21 protein-coding genes are annotated in these 21,698 nt (G+C 73.0%); 14 read left to right on the forward strand and 7 right to left on the reverse strand.

Going from position 1 to position 21,698, the window contains the following annotated elements; translation table 11 throughout:
* The first annotated feature begins 51 nt into the window (after nt 1-51).
* From ACTSKS_RS04785 to ACTSKS_RS04795, 3 genes are all read left to right on the forward strand, one after another.
* Complete coding sequence (locus ACTSKS_RS04785; RefSeq protein WP_101965677.1) at nt 52-1,503, forward strand: CCA tRNA nucleotidyltransferase; 1,452 nt, start codon at nt 52-54, stop codon at nt 1,501-1,503.
* Nucleotides 1,504-1,555: 52 nt separating this feature from the next.
* Nucleotides 1,556-1,855 carry a DUF7218 family protein gene (locus ACTSKS_RS04790; RefSeq protein WP_070708933.1) on the forward strand — a complete coding sequence of 100 codons (300 nt, stop codon included), beginning with the start codon at nt 1,556-1,558 and terminating at the stop codon, nt 1,853-1,855.
* 146 nt (nt 1,856-2,001) lie between these two features.
* On the forward strand, nt 2,002-4,140 hold the full coding sequence (locus ACTSKS_RS04795) for an acyltransferase family protein (RefSeq protein WP_442927328.1): 2,139 nt from the start codon (nt 2,002-2,004) through the stop codon (nt 4,138-4,140).
* A gap of 106 nt (nt 4,141-4,246) precedes the next feature.
* Here the strand turns inward: ACTSKS_RS04795 and ACTSKS_RS04800 are convergent, their stop codons facing one another.
* Nucleotides 4,247-5,332 (reverse strand): inositol-3-phosphate synthase, encoded by a 1,086-nt coding sequence (locus ACTSKS_RS04800; RefSeq protein ID WP_041102498.1) that lies wholly within the window; start codon nt 5,330-5,332, stop codon nt 4,247-4,249.
* Between the two features lie 169 nt (nt 5,333-5,501).
* On the opposite strand from ACTSKS_RS04800, the gene ACTSKS_RS04805 reads away from it, so the two are divergent.
* The gene (locus ACTSKS_RS04805) at nt 5,502-7,025 is read left to right on the forward strand and encodes a glycosyltransferase family 87 protein (RefSeq protein WP_442927329.1); all 1,524 of its coding nucleotides are present in this window, start codon (nt 5,502-5,504) and stop codon (nt 7,023-7,025) included.
* On the opposite strand, the gene ACTSKS_RS04810 is transcribed toward ACTSKS_RS04805, so the two are convergent.
* Nucleotides 7,016-7,348: a hypothetical protein gene (locus tag ACTSKS_RS04810; RefSeq protein ID WP_442927335.1), complete on the reverse strand. Its 333-nt coding sequence runs from the start codon at nt 7,346-7,348 to the stop codon at nt 7,016-7,018. The genes ACTSKS_RS04805 and ACTSKS_RS04810 overlap by 10 nt on opposite strands.
* Nucleotides 7,349-7,455: 107 nt before the next feature.
* Between ACTSKS_RS04810 and ACTSKS_RS04815 the strand changes: the two genes are divergently transcribed.
* Nucleotides 7,456-8,943: a M18 family aminopeptidase gene (locus ACTSKS_RS04815; RefSeq protein ID WP_442927330.1), complete on the forward strand. Its 1,488-nt coding sequence runs from the start codon at nt 7,456-7,458 to the stop codon at nt 8,941-8,943.
* A 69-nt stretch (nt 8,944-9,012) separates the two neighbouring features.
* Here ACTSKS_RS04815 and ACTSKS_RS04820 read toward each other — a convergent pair whose 3' ends face one another.
* The gene (locus tag ACTSKS_RS04820; protein ID WP_144860102.1) at nt 9,013-9,579 is read right to left on the reverse strand and encodes a hypothetical protein; all 567 of its coding nucleotides are present in this window, start codon (nt 9,577-9,579) and stop codon (nt 9,013-9,015) included.
* Nucleotides 9,580-9,922: 343 nt separating this feature from the next.
* Here ACTSKS_RS04820 and rpsF point away from each other — a divergent pair, with 343 nt between their 5' ends.
* The 5 genes from rpsF to ACTSKS_RS04845 all read left to right on the forward strand — a co-directional run bounded on the left by rpsF (nt 9,923) and on the right by ACTSKS_RS04845 (nt 13,248).
* On the forward strand, nt 9,923-10,228 hold the full coding sequence (gene rpsF / locus ACTSKS_RS04825) for a 30S ribosomal protein S6 (protein WP_002857790.1): 306 nt from the start codon (nt 9,923-9,925) through the stop codon (nt 10,226-10,228).
* Nucleotides 10,229-10,360: 132 nt separating this feature from the next.
* Nucleotides 10,361-10,963: a single-stranded DNA-binding protein gene (locus tag ACTSKS_RS04830; RefSeq protein ID WP_144860105.1), complete on the forward strand. Its 603-nt coding sequence runs from the start codon at nt 10,361-10,363 to the stop codon at nt 10,961-10,963.
* A 230-nt stretch (nt 10,964-11,193) separates the two neighbouring features.
* Nucleotides 11,194-11,433, forward strand: coding sequence for a 30S ribosomal protein S18 (rpsR, locus tag ACTSKS_RS04835; protein ID WP_002857788.1), 240 nt, complete (start codon nt 11,194-11,196; stop codon nt 11,431-11,433).
* A 28-nt stretch (nt 11,434-11,461) separates the two neighbouring features.
* Nucleotides 11,462-11,923 (forward strand): 50S ribosomal protein L9, encoded by a 462-nt coding sequence (rplI, locus tag ACTSKS_RS04840; protein WP_036338484.1) that lies wholly within the window; start codon nt 11,462-11,464, stop codon nt 11,921-11,923.
* A 101-nt stretch (nt 11,924-12,024) separates the two neighbouring features.
* Nucleotides 12,025-13,248, forward strand: coding sequence for an MFS transporter (locus ACTSKS_RS04845; RefSeq protein WP_442927331.1), 1,224 nt, complete (start codon nt 12,025-12,027; stop codon nt 13,246-13,248).
* Nucleotides 13,249-13,288: 40 nt separating this feature from the next.
* On the opposite strand, the gene ACTSKS_RS04850 is transcribed toward ACTSKS_RS04845, so the two are convergent.
* Entirely contained in the window at nt 13,289-14,404 is a 1,116-nt protein-coding gene (locus ACTSKS_RS04850; RefSeq protein ID WP_442927332.1) for a succinylglutamate desuccinylase/aspartoacylase family protein, read from the reverse strand.
* On the reverse strand, nt 14,401-14,931 hold the full coding sequence (locus ACTSKS_RS04855; RefSeq protein WP_063188563.1) for an ATP-dependent zinc protease family protein: 531 nt from the start codon (nt 14,929-14,931) through the stop codon (nt 14,401-14,403). Before ACTSKS_RS04855 ends, ACTSKS_RS04850 begins: the two co-directional genes overlap by 4 nt.
* 27 nt (nt 14,932-14,958) lie before the next feature.
* On the opposite strand from ACTSKS_RS04855, the gene rimK reads away from it, so the two are divergent.
* Nucleotides 14,959-16,194 carry a 30S ribosomal protein S6--L-glutamate ligase gene (gene rimK, locus ACTSKS_RS04860; protein WP_036314384.1) on the forward strand — a complete coding sequence of 412 codons (1,236 nt, stop codon included), beginning with the start codon at nt 14,959-14,961 and terminating at the stop codon, nt 16,192-16,194.
* Nucleotides 16,195-16,209: 15 nt separating this feature from the next.
* On the opposite strand, the gene ACTSKS_RS04865 is transcribed toward rimK, so the two are convergent.
* Both ACTSKS_RS04865 and ACTSKS_RS04870 read right to left on the reverse strand, forming a co-directional pair.
* The gene (locus tag ACTSKS_RS04865) at nt 16,210-17,436 is read right to left on the reverse strand and encodes an acyl-CoA dehydrogenase family protein (protein WP_442927333.1); all 1,227 of its coding nucleotides are present in this window, start codon (nt 17,434-17,436) and stop codon (nt 16,210-16,212) included.
* Between the two features lie 25 nt (nt 17,437-17,461).
* The gene (locus ACTSKS_RS04870; RefSeq protein WP_442927334.1) at nt 17,462-18,637 is read right to left on the reverse strand and encodes a CaiB/BaiF CoA transferase family protein; all 1,176 of its coding nucleotides are present in this window, start codon (nt 18,635-18,637) and stop codon (nt 17,462-17,464) included.
* Between the two features lie 148 nt (nt 18,638-18,785).
* Here ACTSKS_RS04870 and ACTSKS_RS04875 point away from each other — a divergent pair, with 148 nt between their 5' ends.
* The 3 genes from ACTSKS_RS04875 (at nt 18,786) to dnaB (ending at nt 21,697) form a co-directional block, all read left to right on the forward strand.
* A complete protein-coding gene (locus ACTSKS_RS04875; RefSeq protein WP_391520229.1) occupies nt 18,786-19,121 on the forward strand; it encodes a LysR family transcriptional regulator in 336 nt (111 codons plus the stop codon).
* Nucleotides 19,102-19,725, forward strand: coding sequence for a LysR family substrate-binding domain-containing protein (locus tag ACTSKS_RS04880; protein ID WP_258183800.1), 624 nt, complete (start codon nt 19,102-19,104; stop codon nt 19,723-19,725). The genes ACTSKS_RS04875 and ACTSKS_RS04880 overlap by 20 nt, the downstream gene beginning before the upstream one ends.
* Before the next feature lie 583 nt (nt 19,726-20,308).
* Nucleotides 20,309-21,697, forward strand: a complete 1,389-nt coding sequence (gene dnaB / locus ACTSKS_RS04885) for a replicative DNA helicase (RefSeq protein WP_078025355.1) — start codon at nt 20,309-20,311, stop codon at nt 21,695-21,697.
* Nucleotide 21,698: the final 1 nt, after the last annotated feature.

Here is a 21,698-nt window from a genome sequence, read left to right on the forward strand (position 1 = left end):
CCCGGCCCGCGCGGGCCCGTGCCGGGACCGTCTGGCACCCTTGTAGGCATCATGGATCTGACCACCGCCACCCACGCGCTGCCCCCCGGCTTCCCCGCGGACGCCACCCTGCCCGCCGTCGTCGTGGAGCTGGGGCGGAGGTTCGAGGCCGCCGGCCACGAGCTCTCCCTGGTGGGCGGCCCGGTCCGCGACCTCTTCCTGGGGCGGCCGTCGCTGGACCTGGACTTCACCACGGACGCCGACCCGGACGCGTCCGAGGCCGTCGGCGCCGGCTGGGCGGACGCCACGTGGGACGTGGGGCGGCGGTTCGGGACCATCGGCTTCCGCAAGGCCGGCTGGCAGCTCGAGGTCACCACCTATCGGGCCGAGCAGTACGACCCGGCCAGCCGCAAGCCGCAGGTGGCCTTCGGCGACAGCCTCGAGGACGACCTGCTGCGCCGCGACTTCACCGTCAACGCCATGGCCCTGCGCCTGCCCGCCCTCGAGCTCGTGGACCCCTTCGGCGGCATGCAGGACCTGCACGCCGGCGTGCTGCGCACCCCCGGCACCCCCGAGGACTCCTTCTCCGACGATCCGCTGCGCATGATGCGCGCCGCCCGGTTCGCCTCCCAGCTCGGCTTCGCCGTGGCCCCCGAGGTGGAGCAGGCCATGACCGCGATGGCCGAGCGGATCACGATCATCTCCGCCGAACGCGTCCGCGAGGAGCTCGTCAAGCTCGTGTGCGGTGCGCACCCGCGCGCCGGCCTCGACCTGCTCGTGCGCACCGGCCTGGCCGACCACGTCCTGCCCGAGCTGCCCGCCCTGCAGCTCGAGTCGGACGAGCACCACCGCCACAAGGACGTCTACGCCCACTCCCTGACCGTGCTGGAGCAGGCCATGGAGCTGGAGGGCGAGTACGCGCCGTCGACCCCCGACCCCGTGCTGCGCCTGGCGGCGCTGCTGCACGACGTCGGCAAGCCGGCCACGCGTCGCTTCGAGAAGGGCGGGGCCGTCACCTTCCGGCACCACGAGACCGTGGGCGCCAAGCTCGTCCGCAAGCGGCTGCGCGCCCTGAAGTTCGACAACGACACGATCAAGGCGGTGGCCCGTCTGGTGGAGCTGCACATGCGGTTCTACGGCTACGGCGACGCCGGCTGGACCGACTCCGCCGTCCGCCGGTACGCCCACGACGCCGGCGACCTGCTGCCCCGCCTGCACGCGCTGACCCGCTCGGACGTGACCACCCGCAACCGGCGCAAGGCCGAGCGGCTGGCCCACGCGTACGACGACCTCGAGCGGCGCATCGCCGAGATCGCCGAGGCCGAGGAGCTCGCGGCTGTGCGGCCGGACCTGGACGGGCAGCAGATCATGGCGCTGCTGGGGATCCGCCCGGGCCCGGTGGTGGGCCGGGCGTACACCCACCTGCTCGAGTGGCGCCTGGACGAGGGGCCGCATGAGCCGGCCGAGGCCGAGGCGGAGCTGCGGCGCTGGTGGGCCGAGCAGCCGGAGGCCCAGCAGGACTGAGGCGGCGCGGCGGATCTTCCACCCGTCGTCGGGCCGGGACCACACTGGCCGCATGGCTGAGAAGAAGACCGAGAAGAACGGCGCCCCCATGGGCCCCGGCACCTCCAGCATCAAGGACCCCGAGGTCTACGAGGCGCTGCGCCGCGAGGGCGCGAGCGAGGAGAAGGCCGCGCGGATCGCCAACGCGTCCGCCCGAGACGGCCGGGACGAGGTCGCCGAGCGCGGCGGCGAGGCCGGCTCCTACGAGGACTGGACCAAGGACGAGCTCGCGAAGCGGGCCCGCGAACTCGACATCGAGGGCCGCTCCACCATGACCAAGGACGAGCTCATCGAGGCGCTGCGCGACCACTGACCGGCGCCCGCACCCCCGCTTCCGGGGGCGGAAATCGGTGCTTTGGGAGTGGAATACCACCGGAAACCGCCCCCAACGCGGTGGGGCGGGTGGGGGATAGCCGGAGGCTTTGGCCCATCCAGGTCGGGATGGAATGATCGACCGCTGTGAGTTCCGACCAGCGCACCGCGCCCGTGCCCCGCCATGCCCTGTCGCCCCAGGACGGCGTGCCCGCCGTCAAGGTCGGCACGCGGGTCAGTCGCGGCCCCGGACGGGTCACCGCCCTCGACGGGCTGCGGGGGATCGCGGTGCTCGCCGTGCTCGTCTTCCACGCCTGGCCCACCTTCCTGCGCGGCGGGTTCGTGGGCGTGGACATGTTCTTCGTGCTCTCCGGCTTCCTCATCACCACCGGCCTGGTCCGTGGTGTGGACGCGGGCCGGGGCGTGGCGCTGGGCACCTTCTGGATGAAGCGCGTCCGACGCCTCATCCCGGCCATGCTGATGGCGCTCGTGGGCACCACCGCGCTCGCGTGGCTGGCGGTGGACGAGTTCCCCGCGGGCCTGGGCCGCCAATGGTTCGGCGCCCTGACCTACACCAGCAACTGGGTGATGATCCTCGAGGGCGGGGACTACTTCAACCGCGCCTCGCCGCCACTGTTCGAGCACCTGTGGTCCCTGGCGATCGAGGAGCAGTTCTACATCCTCTGGCCCCTGCTCCTCTGGGGGCTGCTCCTGCTCACCTGGCCGCCGCGCAGCACGGTGAACTCGGGGCGGGTGGCGGACCGACGCCGCATCCTCGCGGTCGCGGTCGCGGCCGTGGCCTCCGCGGCGTGGATGGCCTGGGGCTCGTGGCACGGGTTCGAGCAGGCCCGCCTCTACTTCGGCACGGACACCCACGCCTTCGGCCTGCTGTTCGGCGCGTGCGTGGCGATCGGTCTGGCCCACGTGCCCCGGCCCGAGCACGGCGGCCCCGAGCCGCGGACCTCGGCCACGCGGGTGGCCGTCGCGTGGGGCGCCGTCGCGGTGCTCGCGGCGGGCTTCGCCCTGGTCGACGGCGGCCACGCGAGCACGTACCGCGGGGTGCTGGCGGGCCTGTCCGCCGTCGTCGCGTTCATCGTCTGGCACGTCGTGCAGGGCGACCGGCGCGACTCGCTCTCGCGCGTGCTGGGCAACAGGTTCCTGCGCTGGTGGGGGCGCCGCTCCTACGCCGCGTACCTGTGGCACTGGCCGCTGCTCGTGATCATGCGCGTGATGGTGCCCGTGGACGCCCCCGGGTGGGTCGAGCCCGTGGCCGCCGGCGCGATCCTGCTGCTGACCGCCCTGATCGCCGACCTGAGCACCCGGCTGATCGAGGAGCCCATCCTCCACGAGGGGTTCAGGGGTGCCTTCGGTCGCTGGGGCGCAGCCGCTCGGCGGGCGTTCACGGGCGGGGCCGGGCCGATCGGCCGGCTCGCGGCCGCCGCCACGGCGCTGGGGCTCGTGGCCGTCCCCGCGGCGGCCGTGGCCGCCGTGGTGCACTCGCCCGCGCAGACCCAGCTCGAGCAGGACATCGCCCAGGCGGAGGAGTCCCTCAAGGCCGCCCAGGCGGCCCAGCAGGCGGCCCGCGAGTCCCGGGCGGCGGAGCAGTCGAAGCGGGCCGAGGCATCGGCCTCGGCCTCGCCCGGCTCGGCCGCCCCCGGGGACGCGGAGGGCTCCGCCGGTGCGACGTCCTCGCCCGGGTCGTCCGCCGAGCCGTCCGGGCTCGGGCTCGGCGACCCGGCTGTCGCGCGCCCCACGTACTCCAAGGAGCAGCTCACCGCGGCCCTGCCGCCGTCCGAGCTCGGCCCGGACGTCACCCTGATCGGCGACTCCGTCTCGCTCTCGGCCGCGCCCACGCTCCTGGAGCAGCTGCCGGGGATGCTGCTCGAGGCGGAGGTGGGCTACCAGATCTGGGACGCCGCGGACGAGATCGAGAAGCTCAAGGCGGACGGCCAGCTGAGCGACGTCGTCGTGGTGGCCCTGGGCGCCAACGGCACCACCCACCGGGGCGACTGGGAGAAGATCCTGGCGGCCGTCGGCGAGGACCGGCTGCTCGTGCTCGTGGTGCCGCACGGCCCGATGGACTGGATCGCGGACGTGCAGGTGCAGATGGAGGCGCAGGCCACGGCCCACCCGGACCGGATCGTCCTGGCGGACTGGGACGCCGCGGCGAAGCAGCACGTCACGGACTTCTCCGCCGACGGCGTGCACCCCCGCGCCGACGGCCAGGCCATATACGCCCAGCTCGTCCGGCTCACCATCGAGGACCGGCTCGGCACGCGGCGCTGAGCGCGGTGGCCGGGGCGGCACGCGCCCCCACGACGACGCCGGCCCGTCACCTCCACGGGGAAGGTGACGGGCCGGCGTCGTGCGCGGTCCGCGGGGACCGGGCTCGTCAGCGCTCGATGTCGCCGCGGATGAAGGCCTCCACGAGCTCGTGCGCCGCGTCGTCGTTGTGCTGCACGGGCGGGGACTTCATGAAGTAGGACGAGGCCGAGAGGATCGGCCCGCCGATGCCGCGGTCCAGGGCGATCTTCGCGGCGCGCACGGCGTCGATGATCACGCCGGCCGAGTTGGGGGAGTCCCACACCTCGAGCTTGTACTCGAGCGAGACGGGGGCGTCGCCGAAGTTGCGGCCCTCGAGGCGCACGAACGCCCACTTGCGGTCGTCGAGCCAGGCCACGTAGTCGGACGGGCCGATGTGCACGTCCTTCTCGCCCAGCTGCGCGGAGGTGTTGGAGGTGACGGCCTGCGTCTTGGAGATCTTCTTGGACTCCAGGCGCTCGCGCTCGAGCATGTTCTTGAAGTCCATGTTGCCGCCCACGTTGAGCTGGTAGGTGCGGTCCAGGGTGACGCCGCGGTCCTGGAACAGCTTGGCCATCACGCGGTGGGTGATGGTGGCGCCGATCTGGGACTTGATGTCGTCGCCCACGATCGGCACGCCCGCGGCGGTGAACTTCTCGGCCCACTCCGGGGTGCCGGCGATGAACACGGGCAGGGCGTTCACGAACGCGACGCCGGCGTCGATCGCGGCCTGGGCGTAGTGCTCGGTGGCCCGCTGCGAGCCGACGGGCAGGTAGCAGACCAGCACGTCCACCTTCGCGTCGCGGAGGGCCTGGGCCACGTCCACGGGCTCGACGTCCGACTCCTCGATGGTCTCGGCGTAGTACTTGCCGAGGCCGTCCAGGGTGGGGCCGCGCTGGACGGTGACGTCCGCGTGGGGCACGTCCGCGATCTTGATGGTGTTGTTCTCGGAGGCGGTGATGGCCTCGGACAGGTCCAGGCCGACCTTCTTCGCGTCCACGTCGAACGCGGCCACGAACTCGAGGTCGGACACGTGGTAGTCGCCGAACTGCACGTGCATCAGGCCCGGGACCGTGTCCGTGGCCTTCGCCTCGCGGTAGTACTCCACGCCCTGGATGAGGGATGTTGCGCAGTTGCCCACGCCGGCGATGGCGACGCGGATGGGGTTGGTGGCCACGGTCTGGTTCTCTCCTCGACTGTCCGGAACGGGTGCAGGCGCGCGGGGCACGCACAGGTGGCCCACGCCGTTCGGCGGAGCGCTCACCCGGGGATCAACCCTGCCAGTCTACGACCGACGACGGCGGCCCCGCCCGTCCGGTGTCCGGGCGGCTTCCTAGGATGGGGGCATGAGAACGGCCCCCGCGCACGCCGCGACCCCCAGCGAGCCGCCCACTCACGCCCCGGACGGCGCCCCGAGCGACGCCGTGACCACCCCGGGCGCCCCCGCCGGGCGTTCCGCTGACAGCGCACCGTCCGGTGCCCTGCCCGCCCCCGGTGAGCGCGGCGGCCGCTTCCAGCTCGCCGGCGGCCTCGCGGCGAACGGCCCCGGACGGGGGACCGGCTCCTGGGCCGGGCCCGTGGCGCTGACGGGGCTGCTGGTGGCTCTGGCCGCCGTCGTGACCGTGCTGCAGAAGTCGCCGTGCCTGCTGCACGGCTGGGGCGCCCCGGACGTCTACTACGCGGGCTGCTACTCGGACTGGGCCGCGCTCTACGGCGGGCGCGGGTTCGCGGCGGACCCGTGGGCGCCGTTCCGGGCGGGCTCCACGTTCGAGTACCCCGTGCTGATGTCCGTCGTGGGCTCGGTGGCGGCCTGGATCACGCAGGCGCTGCCGTTCTCGCCGGAGCAGGGCACGGTGGTGTTCTGGCTCGTGAACCTCGGGTTCGTGGTGGTGCTGTGGGCCGTCGTCGCGGTGCTGACCGTCCGGATGGCGGGGCGCCGGTGGACGGACGGGCTCATGGTGGCCGTGGCCCCGGGGATCGTGCTGGCCGGCACCATCAACTGGGACCTGTGGGCCGTGGCCCTGCTGGCGTGCGGCATGTACGCGTGGTCGCGCGGCCGGTCCCTGACGGCGGGGGTGCTGTTCGGCCTCGGCGCGGCCATGAAGCTGTATCCGCTGCTGATCCTGGGGCCGCTGCTGATCCTGGCGGTGCGCTCGCGGCGGTGGCGGCCGTTCCTGCTCGCGGCCGGGGGCACGGTGGCGGCGTGGGCGGCGGTCAACGTGCCGCTCATGGCCGTGAACTTCCAGGCGTGGTCCGTGTTCTTCACCTTCTCCGGCGAGCGCGGGCCGGGCCTGTCCAGCGTGTGGCACGCGTGGGACGTGACCGCCGCGCAGGCCGGGTGGGCGTTCGTGCCGGAGGACTCCCTGACCCTGCTGGCCTACGGCACCTTCGCGGTGTGCTGCCTCGGGATCTTCGTGCTCGGCGTGCGGGTGCGGCACACCCCGCGGCTGGCCCAGCTGACGTTCCTGGTGGTGGCGGCGTTCGTGCTCACCAACAAGGTGTACTCACCGCAGTTCGTGGTCTGGCTGATCCCGCTCCTGGCGCTCGCCCTGCCGCGCTGGCGGGACTTCTGGGTGTGGCAGACGGTGGAGGCGCTGCACTTCTTCGCCGTGTGGATGTACCTGGCCAAGGGGGTGGCCGAGACCCCGCCGCAGCACTCCATGGACGACTCCGTCTACGTGGCCGCGATCCTCGCCCACATGCTCGCGGTGCTGTGGCTGTGCGGGCGCGTCGTGTGGGAGATGCTGCACCCGGCAGAAGACCTCGTGAAGCGCGACCACGGCGGCCACCCGGACACCGACCCGCTCGCCGGCGCATACGCCGGTCCGGCCCGGGGGCGCTCAGACCGGCCGGCCGCGGTTCAGGCGTAGTCCCAGCGGTGGATCGGGCAGTCCGGGGACGACGGCGGCGCGGTCGTCCCCGCTGCGGCGGCACTGTCCTCGCGGGGCGGCGGTGGACAGACGCACTGCGCCCCGGAGGCGGCCGTGGCCGCCTTCATCTGCTCGCGCCAGATCACGTGGGGGTCGGTGGCCGGGTCCGCGGCCGCGCCGGGGTGCGCCGGACGCGCGGCGCCGTCGTCGTGGGCGGGGGTGCGGGCCGCGTCGCCGTCCCGGGTGAAGCCCATCCGCACGATGGCCCAGCCGCCCACGGTCCACGCCACCAGGAGGAAGACCCCCACGGCGACAGCGATCATGATGTCCACGGCGGGCTCCTCCTGCGCTGACGGGGCGGGCGATGCGGCGGGCCCGCTTTCGGGCCAGGGTAGCCGGACGGGGTGACGGGGCGCGGTACGGTCGGGGCATGACCCCCGTGACCCGTGACATTGTCGCCGAGATGCCCGCCCACCTGCGGGACCTGGCCGAGTTCGTGACCGCCTCGCCCTCCAGCTACCACGCCGCGGAGGAGGTCGCACGCCGTCTGGAGGCCGTCGGCTTCACCCGGCTGGACGAGACGGTCGACTTCCCGTCGGCCCCGGGCGGCTATGTGGTGGTGCGCGACGGCGCGGCGGTGGCCTGGATCGTGCCGACGGGCGCCGGGGCGCTGGGCCGGGCCGCGGGCGCTGAGCCGCGCGTGGCCGGGCCGGACGAGGCGGGGCCGAGCGCCGGCGTCGTGCCGGTGTTCCGCGTGCTCGGCGCGCACACGGACTCGCCGGGGTTCAAGCTCAAGCCGAACCCGGCCACCGTGACGGCCGACGGCTGGGTGCAGGCCGGTGTCGAGGTGTACGGCGGCCCGCTGCTGAACTCGTGGCTGGATCGCGAGCTGCGGTTCGCCGGGCGTCTCGCCCTCGACGACGGCACGCAGGTGCTCGCCGCGACCGGGCCCGTGGGGCGCATCCCGCAGCTGGCCATCCATCTGGACCGCGAGGTCAACGAGGGGCTGACGCTGAAGCGGCAGCGGCACACGAACCCCGTCGTGGGGGCGCTCGACCCGCGCGGCGAGGGCGCCGACGAGGCGGAGGCCGACGGTCTGGCCGCCCGCGTGCCCGGTGACGTGCTGACCGCGCTCGCGGCCGCCGCCGGTGTGGACCCGGCCGCGGTGCGCGGGCACGACGTCGTGGTGGCCGACGCCCAGGCGCCCGGACTCTTCGGGCTGGCGGGCGAGTTCTTCGCGTCGGGCCGGCTGGACAACCTGAGCTCGGTGCACGCGGGCCTCGTGGCGCTCGAGGAGCTGGCGCGCGAACACGGTGGCGCTGAGGGGGCGATCGCGTACGAGGGGACCGTCGCGGGCGGGGTGGCCGGTGAGGCGGCCGGCGCCCCGGTGATCCCGCTGCTCGCCGCGTTCGACCACGAGGAGCTGGGGTCGGCGTCGCGGTCCGGGGCGGCCGGGCCGCTGCTCGAGGAGGTCATGGGGCGCGTGCTCGAGGTGCTCGGCGTGGCCGGGCAGGGCCGGGCGCGGGCGATCGCGGGGTCCTGGCTGCTGTCCGCGGACGCCGGCCACCTGGTGCACCCGAACTACGCCGAGCGGCACGATCCCGTGAACCACCCGCGCGTGAACCACGGCCCGCTGCTGAAGATCAACGCCAACCAGCGCTACGCCACCGACGCGGGGGGAGAGGCCGCGTTCGCCCGTTGGTGCGGCGTGGCGGGGGTGCCGTTCCAGGAGTTCGTCTCCCACAACGACGTCCCCTGCGGCTCCACCATCGGCCCGATCTCGGCGACCCGCCTGGGCATCCGGACCGTGGACGTGGGCCTGGGCCTGCTGTCCATGCACTCGGCGCGCGAGATGTGCGGCGTGCGGGACGTGGAGCATCTGACGGCGGCCGTGCGGGAGTTCTTCCGCGGGGTGTGAGGCGCGGCGGGGGATGACGGCTGCCACGTGCGGCGTGCGCGGGGCTGCGTCAGCCGGCGGGGCCCGGGGTCACAGCGTCCGAAAGCCGCCGACATTGTCCAAGGTCATGCCGTTCACGACGGCACTGCCGCGGCCGCTGACCGACACGCCGGCGAGGGTTGTGCTGCAGTTGCTGTACCACCCGATGCGCGGCAGGGTGATGGTGCCTGAGACGGGGGCGGGTACCGGGGTGGAGAGCTTGCTGACGTAGCGGTAGTACTGGGTGCCGTTGTTGGGGTACAGGACCGGACTGCCGGTCCCGGAGACCTCACGGATGGGGGCGCTCCAGTCCGTCGTGGCGCTCGTCCAGGTGAGGGGGTTCCGAGACCCCATCGCATCCACCATGTCCTTCTGCACCAGGACGGAGGCGGTCACATCCGTCACCGTGGAGCCGGTGCGCACATTGGCGATCCGGTAGTAGGTATTGACGTCGTCCGTGGTGACGCTCAAGCGGGTCGAACCCGAGCCGCAGGCCGACACCGACGCGCCGGGCACGGCTGCTGTGGTGGCGCGGCGGATACTGAACACGCGGTCGATCCGCGGGAGAGGGCTGGCCGCCTCGGCGGGGGCAGCGGCGGCGGCGACGACGGTCGGCACCGCCCACGCGAGGCTGCTGGCGACTCGGCGGCGGGAGGGGACGGACTGGGACGGCTGGGGCGCTGCCGACGTGGACTCTGACATGGATGCTCCGAAACGTGAGAGGGGTTTGACACAGGATGTGTGTCCTCCTTCCAAGGTACGTCGTCGTCGACCGAGGGCAAGCCCCGGCCACCCCACGGCCCCCTAGGGGTGGCACCTCATCTGCGGAGGCGCAATGCTGGTATTCTTGACGGGATCCCCTGCGTGCCGCCGAAGAGTGCGGATGCATGCGTAAGGGGAGAACGCAGAACCTCCTGCCGCGGAGAGACCGCGGCCGCAAGCCCAGAGGAGGTGGGTTCGCATGCGTGCTTATGAGCTGATGGTGCTGATCGACCCTGAGGTCGACGAGCGCACCGTGGAGCCGACCCTGAAGAAGTACCTCGAGGTCGTCACGAACGCCGGCGGCACCGTCGACAACATCGACGTGTGGGGTCGCCGCAAGACCGCCTACGAGATCCAGAAGAAGTCCGAGGCCATCTACGTGGTCGTCAACTTCCAGTCGGAGCCGGCCGCCACCCAGGAGCTGGACCGTCTGCTGAACCTCAACGAGACGATCCTGCGCACCAAGATCATCCGTCCGGAGGAGCAGAAGATCACCGCTGAGTGATCCTCGTACCGTGTCCGGAGGGTCTGAGAGCATCGGATCAGTCCCCGACGCCCCCACCGGAACCCCGCTGAGCAGTCCCGGATCCCCGGATCCGGTCACTGACCGGCAGAACCCCCGAAGACAGGAGTGACCATGGCAGGCGAGACCGTCATCACCGTGGTCGGCAACCTCACCGCCGACCCGGAGCTGCGCTTCACCCCGAACGGCGCGGCCGTCGCGAACTTCACCGTCGCGTCCACGCCCCGCACGTTCGACCGCCAGACCAACGAGTGGAAGGACGGCGAAGCGCTGTTCCTGCGCTGCTCGGTCTGGCGCGAGGCCGCGGAGAACGTGGCGGAGTCGCTGACCAAGGGCATGCGCGTGATCGTGCAGGGCCGCCTCAGGGCGCGCTCCTACGACGACCGGGACGGCAACCGTCGCACCAGCTGGGAGCTGGACGTGGACGAGGTCGGCCCGGCGCTGCGGTTCGCCACGGCCAAGGTCACCCGCGCCCAGCGCGGCGGTGGTGGCGGCGGTGGCTTCGGCGGCGGCCAGCAGGGGGGCGGCGTCGGCGGCGCCCCGGCCGGCGGCGGCTTCGGGGGGAACAACGACGGCGGCTTCGGCGGCGCCCAGCAGGGCGGCGGTTGGGGCGGCCAGCAGCAGGGCGGCGGCCAGGCCGCGCCGCAGGACCCCTGGTCCGGCGGCGGTGGCGGCGGCGGATGGGACACCCCGTCCTCCAACGAGCCCCCGTTCTGATCCTGCACTGACCGGACGCGGCCCCCACGGCCGCGACGGACACGGACCACCACGGACCTCTCCGTCCGGGCGCACGTCGCCCGGAGGGCCGCCCCGGCGGCCCATCCCACCCGCGACCCGGCACCGCCGGGCCGCACTGCACACGGCCCCGTGCCCCGCACGGGACACCGCGTGATCCCATCCCGCAGAACCGTTCTGCGGGCTCCAGAGAACTCTGAAGGAGCACCACGATGGCGAAGGCTGAACTCCGCAAGCCCAAACCGAAGTCCAACCCGCTCAAGGCCGCCAAGATCACCGAGATCGACTACAAGGACGTGGCCCTGCTGCGCAAGTTCATCTCCGACCGCGGCAAGATCCGCGCCCGTCGCGTGACCGGCGTGACCGTCCAGGAGCAGCGCAAGATCGCCCAGGCCGTCAAGAACGCCCGCGAGGTGGCCCTGCTGCCCTACGCCGGCGCCGGCCGCGGCTGATCGAGCGAGCGAAGGAAGGAACACCCAGATGGCAAAGCTCATCCTGACCCAGGAAGTGGCCGGTCTCGGCACCTCCGGTGACGTGGTCGAGGTCAAGAACGGGTACGCCCGCAACTACCTGCTCCCGCGCGGTTTCGCCACCGTGTGGACCAAGGGCGGGGAGAAGCAGGTCGAGTCCCTGCAGAAGGCCCGCGCGGCCCGCGCCACGGCGAACCTGGAGGACGCGCAGGCCCAGGCCGCGCAGCTCCAGTCCGCCACCGTGAAGCTCGAGCGCACCGCCGGTGCGGAGGGCCGCCTGTTCGGCGCCGTCCAGACCGCCGACGTCGCCGAGGCGATCGAGGCCGCCGGCCTCGGCTCCGTGGACAAGCGCTCGATCACCCTGCCGGCGCACATCAAGTCCGTGGGCAACCACGAGGCCCAGGTCCGCCTGCACGAGGACGTCATCGCGACCGTCCAGCTGGTGGTCGTGGCCGCCAAGGCCAAGAAGTGATCATCCGCTTCTGAACCCGTCGCGCACGCGACGCACCCGAGGCCCCGGTCTGCTCTTCACGAGCGGGCCGGGGCCTCGTGCCGTGGGGGAACATGGAGATCATGCCCTCCGCCCCACCGCCCTCCGACCCCGCCGGCTCGACGGCGGCCCCGCGCCCGCCCCTGTGGACGCGCCCGTTCATCCTCGTCAGCGCCACCTACCTGTTCGTGGCGATGATCTTCTACACGCTCATGACCGCCATGGCGCTCTACGCCGTCACGTCCTTCGGCGCGTCGGACGCGGAGGCCGGCGTCGTGGTGGGGGCGTTCGTGCTGGGCGCGGTCCTCACCCGCATGACGACGACGCCCGCCACCTTCGCGTGGGGGCGGCGGCGGGTCCTGCTCGTCGCCTTGGCCTGCTACGTCCTCACGACGGCGGCGTACTTGTGGGCGGACTCCCTGGCCGCACTGACCGTGGTACGGCTGCTCAACGGCATGTGCTTCGGCGCGGCCGGCACCGTGCTGGCCACGGCCGTGCAGCGGATCGTCCCGCCCGTGCGCCGCTCCGAGGGCACCGGCTGGTTCTCCACGTCCATGACGCTCGCGGGCGCCGTCGGGCCGATGGTGGCCCTGCAGCTGAGCACGGCCCTCGGCTACGACGCCCTGTTCCGGGCGTGCATCGGCTTCACGGGCATGGCCCTGCTGATCGCCCTGTTCCTGCGCGTGCCCGAGCCGCCGCTGACGGGCCGGTTCCGGCTGCACCGGGCGGACGTGTTCTCCGCGGAGGTGGCGCCGGCGGCGGGCGTGGCCCTGGCCTCCGGGTTCATGTACGGCGGCATCCTCGCGTTCATGGCCACGTTCGCGCAGCAGCAGGGCTACCCGGCGATGGTGCCGAGCCTGTTCTTCCTGCTCTTCGCCGCGGGCACCATCGTGGGCCGCGCCGTCCTGGGCGTGCTGCACGACCGGCACGGGGACAACGCCGTCGCCTACCCGATCCTCGCGGGCATGGCCGTCTCCTACGCGGTGCTGGCGCTGTGGCGGGAGCCGGCGGGCATGCTCGTGGCCGGCGCCCTGCTGGGGCTGACCTACGGGCCCGTGGTGAGCGTGTTCCAGACCATCGCGATCAAGGTGGTCCGGCCCACCGAGATCGGCGTCGCCACGGGCACGTTCTTCCTGCTCCTGGACCTCGGCACCGGCCTCGGCCCCATGGTGCTCGGCGCGGTGGTGGCCGCCGTCGGGATCCCGGTGATGTACCTGCTCTCCGGCGGCGTCGGGGTGGCGCTGCTGCTCTACTACCGGCTCGTGCACGGCGGCCGGGCCATCGCCCGGCGCCCGTCCCCGGCCTGAGCCGGGCGGCTCCGACGCGCGGACGGCGCCCCGCCGCTGCTCATGCGTCCCATCCCCCGATGTGCACGAGGGCGTCGCCGCGGTGCACCAGGGGTGCCTCGGTGCGGCCGATGACCACGCCGGTCAGCTCGGCCTTCACGTGCGCGAGGCGGCGGCCGAACGAGTTGTAGAGCGCGCCGATCCGGTCCCCGGCGCTCACGCGTTCGCCGAGCGCGACGTCCAGGTGCACGAGGCCGTCCGCGCGGGCGCGCACCCACGTGGAGTGCCACACCAGGTACGGGGCGTCCTGCTCGCCGTCGACGACGTCGGGGTGCACGGCGGCGGTGTCCTCGCCGGTGGCGTCGGTCGCCTCGGGCACGTCCGTGGTCCGCTCCTCGGGGACCTCGCCGGGCAGCGGACCGGGGGCGTCGACGACGGCGTCCGGCCCGGGCTCGGTGAGCCCGACGTCCGCGGGATCCACCATGTCCAGGGCCGCGAGCACGCGCAGGACCCCGTCCACGCCGGGGGCGATCGCGTACTCGTCGAACCGCCAGGCCTCACCGGCCTCGTAGAGCAGCACGCGCGCGCCGGTCTCGCGGGCCGCGGCGCGCAGGGAGCCGTCCCGCAGGCGGGCGTGGAAGAGCACGGGCGCGCCGAACGCCTCGGCGAGCGCGCGGGTCTGGGGGTCCTCCAGGTCACAGCGGATCTGCGGCAGGTTGGAGCGGCGGTCCGCGCCGGTGTGCAGGTCGATGCCCACGGTGCAGCGGCCGATCACCTCGGTCATCATCAGGTGCGCGATGCGCGAGGCCAGCGAGCCCCGGGCGGAGCCGGGGAAGGAGCGGTTCAGGTCGCGGCGGTCCGGCAGGTAGCGGTCCCCGGCCATCACGCCGAGCACGTTGACGATGGGCACGGCCAGCAGGGTGCCGCGCAGCTGCGTGGGCTGCAGGCGCTCCAGGACGCGGCGGACGATCTCGACGCCGGCCACCTCGTCCCCGTGGATCGCGGCGGAGACCCACACGGTGGGCCCGTCCTCGCGGCCGTGCAGCACGTGCACGGGCAAGGTGACGTCCGCACCCGTGACGAGCTGGGAGATCGGCAGGGACAGCTCGTGGCGGCGGCCGGCCGGCACCTCGACCCCGCCGAACGCGAAGGGGGCGCGGGCGGGGCGACGGCTCACGCGCGTCCCCGGTTCCGGCGGCGCACGCCGCGCGGCGGCTGCCCGCCCACGTACGAGGCGGCGGGGTCCACGAGGAGGCCGCCGGCGGCCAGCGCGGTGCGCCCCACGAGCATGCGGAAGCCCATCTCGTCCCGGTGGGTCAGGGTCACCTCCGCCTCGATCGTCCGGCCGGCCAGGGTCAGCGGCATCACGACGACGACGCGCTCCTGCGCCTCGCCGTTCGAGGAGCGGACCGTGCGCAGATCGGCCACCGGCAGCTCGGCCGTCCGCGCATCCGCGGCCGAGGTCTGCCACGGGTGCACCTCGAACCGGACCCACGCGGCGCCGTCGCGGGCGAACCGCTCGATGCCGAAGGCGTGGAGCGCGGAGGTGCGGGCGCCGGTGTCGATCTTGGCCTTGATCCAGGGGGTGTGGGCGGCGGGCAGGCCGACCCATTCGCGCCAGCCCACCAGCCCCGGGCGAGCGGCGCCGTCGTCGGTGGGGGGCACGCCGTGGGGGGCCGGGGCCGTGTGCTTAGATTCAGACACGCCCCTCATCCTCCCAGGAAAGCGGTCATGAAGCTCGCCATCCTCTCCCGTTCCCTGCGCGCCTACTCGACGCAGCGCCTCAAGACCGCGGCGCTCGAGCGCGGCCACCAGGTGAAGGTCCTGGACACCCTGCGCTTCGGCATCGACCTCAGCTCGGACGAGCCCGATCTGATGTTCCGCGGCCGCCCCCTCTCCGGCTACGACGCCGTCCTGCCGCGCATCGGCAACTCGGTGACCTACTTCGGCACCGCCGTGGTGCGCCAGTTCGAGCAGATGGACGTCTACACGCCCAACACGGCCGCCGGGATCATGAACTCGCGGGACAAGCTGCGGGCCACCCAGATCCTCTCCCGCCACGAGATCGACATGCCCGCCACCGTGTTCGTGCGCAACCGCGGCGAGGTCTCCACGGCGATCGACATGGTGGGCGGGGCGCCCGTGGTGATCAAGCTGCTCGAGGGCACCCAGGGCATCGGCGTGATCCTGGCGCCGACCAAGAAGGTGGCCGAGGCGATCATCGAGACGCTGCACGGCACCAACCAGCAGGTGCTCATCCAGCGGTTCGTGGAGGAGTCCAAGGGCACGGACATCCGCGCGCTCGTGGTGGGGGACCGCGTGGTGGCCGCGATGCGCCGCCGGGCCCAGGGGGACGAGTTCCGCTCCAACGTGCACCGCGGCGGCACCGTGGAGCGCGTCGAGCTCTCGCCCGAGTACGCGGAGACCGCCGTGCGGGCGGCCCACATCATGGGCCTGCGCGTGGCCGGGGTGGACATGCTCGAGGGCGAGCACGGCCCGCTGGTCATGGAGGTGAACTCCTCCCCGGGGCTGCAGGGCATCGAGGCCGCCACGGACCTGGACGTGGCCGGTGCGATCATCGACTACGTGGCGGACCAGGCCGGCTTCCCCGACATCGACGTGCGCCAGCGCCTGGCCGTGTCCACCGGGTACGGGGTCGGTGAGATCACCGTGCACGCCGGCTCCGGCTGGGTGGGCCAGTCCATCGAGGACTCCGGGCTGCTCGCGAAGGACCTGCAAGTGCTCACCCTGCACCGCGGCACCTCCGTGTTCCCCAACCCCGCGGACACCAAGGTCCTCGAGGAGGGCGACCGGCTGCTCTGCTTCGGCAAGACCGAGAACATGCGCGCCCTCATCCCCGCCCGCGCCCGCCGCCCCAAGCGCGTGCGGAAGCTGCCGGCCACCCCGATCCTCGCCTCCGTCGCCGAGGAGGCCCCGGCGCCCGAGGCGCCCGCCGACGACGCCTGAGCCCGGGGGCGGGGCTCAGCGGGCCGGGGCGAACGCGCCGATGCCCGTGAGGTGCCGGCCGAGCGTGAGCTGGTGGACCTCGTCCGTGCCCTCGTAGGTGCGCACGGACTCGAGGTTGTTCGCGTGCCGCAGCGGCGAGTGCTCCAGGGTGATGCCGTTGCCGCCGAGCATCTCGCGGGCCTCCCGCGCGATGCCGATGGCCACGCGGCAGTTGTCCAGCTTGCCGGCGGAGATCATGGCGGGGGTGAGCGGGCCGGCGTCCTTGGCGCGGCCGATCTGGTGCGCCAGCAGGTAGCCCTTGCCGATGGCCACGGCCATGTCCGCGAGCTTGGCCTGCGTCAGCTGGTGGGAGGCCAGCGGCACCCCGAATTGCTGCCGCTGCATCGCGTAGTCGAGGACGGCGTCGAAGGAGTCGCGGGCGGCGCCCATCGCGCCCCAGATGATCCCGTAGCGGGCCTCGTTGAGGCACTGGAAGGGGCCCTTGAGCCCGACGGCGGAGTCGGACGGCAGCATCGCCGAGGCGGGCAGGCGCACGCCGTCGAGGTGGATCTCGCACTGCACCGAGGCCCGCATGGACAGCTTCTGGGTGATCGCCTCGGCACGGAAGCCGGGGGTGTCCGTGGGGACCACGAAGCCGCGCACCCCGCGCCCGTCACCGGGCTCGCCGGTCTGCGCCCAGATGATCGCGACGTCGGCCAGGGTGGCCAGCCCGATCCACCGCTTGACCCCGTCGAGCACCCAGTCGCCGCCGGGCTCCTGGCGGGCCGTCGTCGTCATGGAGGCCGGGTCCGAGCCGGCGCCCGGCTCGGTGAGGCCGAAGCAGCCGACCGCCTCGCCGGTGGTCATGCGCGGCAGCCACTGTGCCTTCTGCTCCTCGGAGCCGTGCTTGTGGATCGCGCCCATCGCGAGCGAGCCCTGCACGGAGACGAAGGTGCGCAGGCCGGAGTCGCCGGCCTCGAGCTCCTGCGCGGCGAGGCCGTACTCCACCGCCGAACGGCCGGGCATGCCGTGGCCCTCGTAGGGCATGCCGAGCACGCCGAGGCGGCCCAGCTCGGGGACGATCTCGCGCGGGAACACGGCGTCGTCGTACCAGCGGGCGATGTGCGGGCGGATGTGCTCGTCCACGAAGCCGCGCACCTGCAGTGCGACGGCCTTCTCCTCGGCGGAGAACAGGGAGTCCAGGCCGACGACGTCGGCGCGGCCGAGGAACGAGTCGGCTTCGGCGTGGAACGGGGTGGTCATGGCGGGGGTCCTCTCTGCGGGGTGGTCAGCGGGCGTCGAGCCAGGTGTTGACGGCCGCCGTGTCCGCGCCGAGCGCGGGCGGCGCGTGGCGCGGGTGCGCGACGGGCGGGTCCCACTGCACCGGGTGGCGGAACTGCCGGCCGGCGGGGGTGCCGGAGCGGTCCTGGACCTCGATGGTCGGCTCGAGGCCGAGGGACTCGGCCAGCTCGACGCCCTCGGCGACGGTGGACACGAGGCCGACCGGGAGCCGCTCGGCCTGCAGCACGTCCCGCCAGTGGGCGGCCGTCTCGGCCGAGAGCGCGTCCTCCAGGGCGGTGCGCAGCTCCTCGCGGTGCTCGACGCGCTCCGTGTTCGTGGTGAAGCGCGGGTCCTCGGCGAGCTCGGGGACGCCGAGGGCCGCGGCGAAGGTGCGGAACTGCGCGTCGTTGCCGATGGCGACGGCGAGCGGCGCGTCCCGGCACGCCAGCAGCTGATAGGGGGCGATCGAGGGGTGGTCGTTGCCCATCCGCCGCGGGACGACGTCGGCGCCGAGCCAGGCCTGGCCCTGGTTGGCGAGCGCCCCCTGCAGCGAGGAGAGCAGGTTCAGCCGCAGGTGGGCGCCCTCCCCGGTGCGCTCGCGGCGCAGCAGGGCAGCGAGCACGCCGGCGGTGAGGTCCTTGGCCGTGAGCACGTCCACGAGGGCGACGCCCGCCTTCATCGGGGCGTCCGGTTCGCCGGTGATGCTCATGAGCCCGCCCGCGGCCTGGACGATGAAGTCGTAGCCGGGCAGGTCCCGGCCCTCGCGGTCGCCGAAGCCGGAGACGGCGGCGTAGACCACGGACGGGTTCTCCCGCGCGACGTCGTCGTAGCCCAGGCCGAGGCGCTCCATGGTGCCGGGCTTGAGGTTGTGGACCACGACGTCGGCCCGGGCGGCCAGGGCGGCGGCCCGCCGCTGGTCCTCGGGGTCCTTCAGATCCCAGCCGACCGACTCCTTGTTGCGGTTCACGGACTCGAAGTAGGTGGCACCCGTCGCCGAGCGGGGCGGGGCCCAGCCGCGGGTGTCGTCGCCGCGCTCGGGGTGCTCCACCTTGATGACGCGCGCTCCGAGGTCCGCCAGGGTCATGGTGGCGAGCGGGCCGGCGAGGACGCGGGAGAAGTCGGCGACGAGGACGCCGTCGAGGGGGAGCGAGGCCGGGGAGGGGGCGGTGGTGGCCGGGGGCACGGCGGACTCCTCACTGTGGCGGACGACACGATGATGCATCCCACCCAAGCACCGTGCTTTCATTCCGTCCAATGACTCTTGTGGGGGTCACTGATGCGCCGGAGTCATCGGTGCGGGGCGGCCCGGGGCGGCCGGGAGAGGAGGGCCCGTGGAGGTCCACCATGCGCGGGCGTTCCTGGCCGTCGCCGAAGAGCTGCACTTCGGCCGGGCAGCCCAGCGGGTGAACCTGACGCAGCCCGCACTGAGTCGGCTCGTGAAAGGCCTCGAGCGAACCCTCGGCGCCGCGCTGTTCGAGCGGACGACGCGGAAGGTGGCGCTGACGCCCGCCGGGGAGGTGCTCGTGCCGGTGGCCGAGGACCTGGTGCACGCCGCCGAGCGGGCGGGGGAGGCCGTACGCGGTGCGGTCGCGGGGGAGACGGGGGCGGGTGCGTCTCGGTTTCGCGAGCGCGTCGGCCATCCGGCCCGTGGCGCGACTCGCCCGTGAGGTGCAGTCGCGGGCCCCCGGGCTGCGGCTCGAGTTGGAGAGCGCGCACTTCTCGCCGCAGGGGCTCGAACGGGTGCTCGAGGGGGAGCTCGATCTGTGCCTCGGCCGGTGGGACTACGTGCCGCCCGCCGTCGACGCGCGGGTGCTCGCCCAGGAGCGCCTCGTGGTCGCCCTGCCACCGGGGCATCGGCTGTGGGGCGCCGCGACGGTGGCGCTCGCGGACCTCGCCGAGGACCGCTGGATCACCATCCCCGGCGGGCCCGCCTCCGCGCTGGGCGCCCGGCTGCCCGCGCTCGCGCAGGCGGCCGGCTTCGTGCCGCGCATCGTGCAGCAGGCCCCCGACTCCTGGTCCCAGGTGGTGCTCGTCGACGCCGGCGTCGGGCTGGCCCTGACCGTGGACTCGGTGCGGGAGAACATCCGTGGCGAGGCCGTGGGCTGGGCCGAACTGGAGGATGCCGGACCGCCGTTGGACGTGCAGCTGATCTGGCGGGCCGGCCGCGGGGACCCCGCCGTCGCGCGCGTGGTGGCCATCGCGGCGGCCCTGTTCGGTGGCGACGGACAGGGCGACGACGGCGGCCAGGACGGCCCGGAGAGGGCGCGTTGACCTGCGACGCGGGCCGCGCGCAGACGCTGTCAACTTCGCCGTCCCCAGATCCGGGCACCTTGTCCACAGGAGTTGTCCACAGATGTGGAGGGTGTGGACGACGGTGTGGATAGGCGTGTACCAGGCGGTGTGATGAGGGCGCAAACGAGGGTGCTGTCAAGTTGGATCGACGGGGCCGAAAGGGGGGGTGGAGAATCTTCCTCCACAGCGCTGGGGATCGCATCGTCCCAGGTCAGAGCCGGATTCTGGGAGTGGTCGAGCGGTTGTCCCCAGCGCGGTCCCCAGGCGATCCACACGACACGCCGCTGAATCCACACGTTGTCCACAAGGCCTGTGGGAAACGCGGTTGCCCAGCCTCCACGGCGCGCGTAGTGTCGCGTGGTATCCCCAACGCGAGGGCGGGTATTGGCCGCAGGTGACCACTGACAGGCGCGCATCCGCTCGGACCGTCGCCCCGGGGACCGTCGCACCGTCCGCCTGCAGGAGGGTGCGGCGGCACGGGCGGTGACAACAGAGGAATCAGGGCCGGGAAGACCGGCGAGGGCCGCCGTCGTGCGGGCTGTGGGAAGGGAGTCTCCGGACGTTGACTGAGAACTACGGAGACTCGGGCTCCTACGACGGCGGCCGTTCCTCTGAACGCTTCCTGCCGCCCCAGGACCTGGAGGCGGAGCGTTCGGTGCTGGGCGGCATGATGCTCTCCAAGGACGCGATCGCGGACGTGGTGGAGCTGCTGCGCGGCCACGACTTCTACCGGCCCAGCCACGAGATGATCTACGAGGCGATCATCGACCTCTACGGCCGCGGTGAGCCCGCGGACGCCGTCACCGTGGCGGACCTGCTGAACAAGCGCCAGGAGCTCAGCCGCGTGGGCGGCCCCGCCGTGCTGCACGAGCTCATCCAGTCCGTGCCCACGGCCGCCAACGCGAGCTTCTATGCGGAGATCGTGGCGGAGAAGGCCGTCCTGCGGCGCCTCGTCACCGCCGGCACCAAGATCACCCAGCTGGGGTATCAGGGCGACGGCGAGGTCGAGGAGATCGTCAACGAGGCGCAGTCCGAGATCTACAAGGTGGCGGAGAACCGCCAGTCCGAGGACTACGTGCGCCTCGCGGAGATCATGGAGCACGCCGTCGACGAGATCGAGGCGGCCGGCAACCAGGGGGAGGGCCTGACGGGCGTCCCCACCGACTTCTACGACTTCGACGAGCTGACGCAGGGCCTGCACGGCGGACAGATGATCGTGATCGCGGCGCGCCCCGCCGTCGGCAAGTCCACGCTCGCGCTGGACTTCGCGCGGGCCGCGGCCATCCACCACAACATGGCCACCGTGTTCTTCAGCCTCGAGATGGGCAAGAACGAGATCGCCATGAGGCTCTTGAGCGCCGAGGCGACGATCGCGCTGCAGGACCTGCGCAAGGGCACCATCCGGGACGACCAGTGGTCCAAGATCGCCGCGACCGTGGGGCGGCTGAACGAGGCGCCGTTCTTCATCGACGACTCCCCGAACATGACCATGATGGAGATCCGCGCCAAGTGCCGGCGGCTCAAGCAGAAGAACAACCTCAAGATGGTGGTGCTGGACTACCTGCAGCTCATGAGCTCGGGCAAGAAGGTCGAGTCCCGTCAGCAGGAGGTCGCCGAGTTCTCCCGTGCCCTGAAGCTGCTGGCCAAGGAGCTCGACGTGCCGGTGATCGCGTTGAGCCAGCTGAACCGTGGGTCCGAGCAGAGGACGGACAAGCGGCCGCAGGTGTCCGACCTGCGCGAGTCCGGCTCGATCGAGCAGGACGCGGACATGGTGATCCTGCTGCACCGCGAGGACGTGTACGACAAGGAGTCCCCCCGCGCCGGCGAGGCGGACCTGATCGTGGCCAAGCACCGCAACGGGCCCACGAAGACCATTGTGGTGGGGTTCCAGGGGCACTACAGTCGCTTCAGCAACCTCGCACAGGATGGCGGGGGCGGCGGGGGGTTCTAGC

Source organism: Micrococcus sp. TCR-5 (genome assembly GCF_052220525.1).
Taxonomy (GTDB): Bacteria; Actinomycetota; Actinomycetes; order Actinomycetales; family Micrococcaceae; genus Micrococcus; species Micrococcus luteus.